We start from the raw sequence: 1,658 nt of genomic DNA on the forward strand, positions 1-1,658 counted from the left end.
AACCCACTATCTACATCCTTCTCCCGGGAACTTGTCCACCATATCAGTTCATTATAAAAATCTTAGATTTTTGTCTTGACAACTGAGCCACTATATTTCTTCTGGTACTTGTGAATACCATTCATCTATAATTTCAGAGAAATGCTCTAGATTATGCTTCATTTCTTCGGTATATTTTTCAATACTGCCAAACTGCTGGATGGCGAGTTTTGCTACATGTTCTTCATCATCTCTGATTTTCTGGATGAACATATCAAAATTTTCAATGCTTCCCCAGTGTTGAATGACAGTTTCTGTCTGATTGGATTTGAACTCTTCCAGAGCGTTGATATAATCCGACAGATCAAATTCTTTAAAGCTCATACATTGTTCTCCTTTCTCAAGACGTTCGAGAAGCTGTATAAGCCGGTCTAGGCGGTCTCGTTTCAGCAGGAACAGTTCTTTTTGCTTTTTAAAAGCAGCAATCCTGTCAAAATCTGGTTTCTCCAAAATCTCTTTTATTTCTTTTAGTGGAAATCCCAGCTCCTTAAAAAATAAGATTTGTTGTAAAGTCTGCAATGCGTTATCGTCATACATTCGATAACCGGCTGCAGTGAGTTCACTTGGTTTCAGCAGTCCAATTTCATCATAGTATTGAAGTGTCCGTATGCTGACGCCAGTCAGCTTTGCAACCTGACTTATACTTTTCATCGAAACAGCTCCTCTCGTTACAGGAAAAAACAGGAATGAGCGCCCACATCTGTAATTCCTTGAGAAAAGAATACAATATCACGCAACGTGAGAGTCAAGAGGCTTTATAAAAATCATAATGCAAGGCCACATTCAAAAGCGAGTACCATATATTTTTCAGCGTTAGTAAGTCCATACGAAGCTAAATCTCTGATATCCCATACCTCAGAACTGAGGTCGTCTGCACCGTATAAAAACTGAATAAATGGGATATGGCGATATTTTGCAACAGCCAGCATTGAAGCACATTCCATTTCTACGGCGATACAGCCCTCTTGTTTACGCTCTTGGATAAGCGGAAGTGTTTCCCTGTAAATTGCGTCAGAAGTCCACGTTTTCCCTTTTATAAAAGGATAACCGCAGTCTGATAAAACGCTTTCCAGTATCTTGACAGAATGCGGATCTGCCTCAATCTCCGGCGAGGGTGCTATATAATGATAGCTGGTACCTTCATCCCGGATGGCAGAAATGGGAATAATGAGTTTGTCTTTTACACTGTCATCGTCCAATACTCCACAGGAGCCAAACAAAACAAACTTCTTAGCACCCATAGCAACAATTTCTTCAAATCCGACAACACAGGCGGGCGCTCCTACTCTGGATAGATAGAAAGCAATGTCTGTATCTTTATAACGGATTTTGTAAACCGGTATCACACCATTTGCAGTATATAGTTCTGCTATCTTTTGAGTGGTGTTTAACGAAGAAAATTTTTGAATGATATTTTCTGAAAATGTAGAAACACATATCTCTGGAAAACCATCAATTTGTTTCGTTGTATCACAGGGACTAAATAAAGCCGGTTCTGAAATATTTGTTCGTTGAAATATAGTATTTATAGTGGCTCAGTTGTCAAGACAAAAATCTAAGATTTTTATAATGAACTGATATGGTGGACAAGTTCCCGGGAGAAGGATGTAGATAGTGGG

At 39.0% G+C, this 1,658-nt stretch carries 1 protein-coding gene and 1 pseudogene; both read right to left on the reverse strand.

What is annotated here, in order from left to right:
* Positions 1 to 93 precede the first annotated feature (93 nt).
* Positions 94 to 690, reverse strand: a pseudogene (locus HNP82_RS17715) (MerR family transcriptional regulator); the annotation flags it as partial.
* 113 nt (positions 691 to 803) lie between these two features.
* A complete protein-coding gene (locus HNP82_RS17720; protein ID WP_183776830.1) occupies positions 804 to 1,568 on the reverse strand; it encodes a nucleoside phosphorylase in 765 nt (254 codons plus the stop codon).
* Between the last annotated feature and the right edge of the window lie 90 nt (positions 1,569 to 1,658).

Source organism: Catenibacillus scindens (genome assembly GCF_014202115.1).
GTDB lineage: Bacteria > Bacillota > Clostridia > Lachnospirales > Lachnospiraceae > Catenibacillus > Catenibacillus scindens.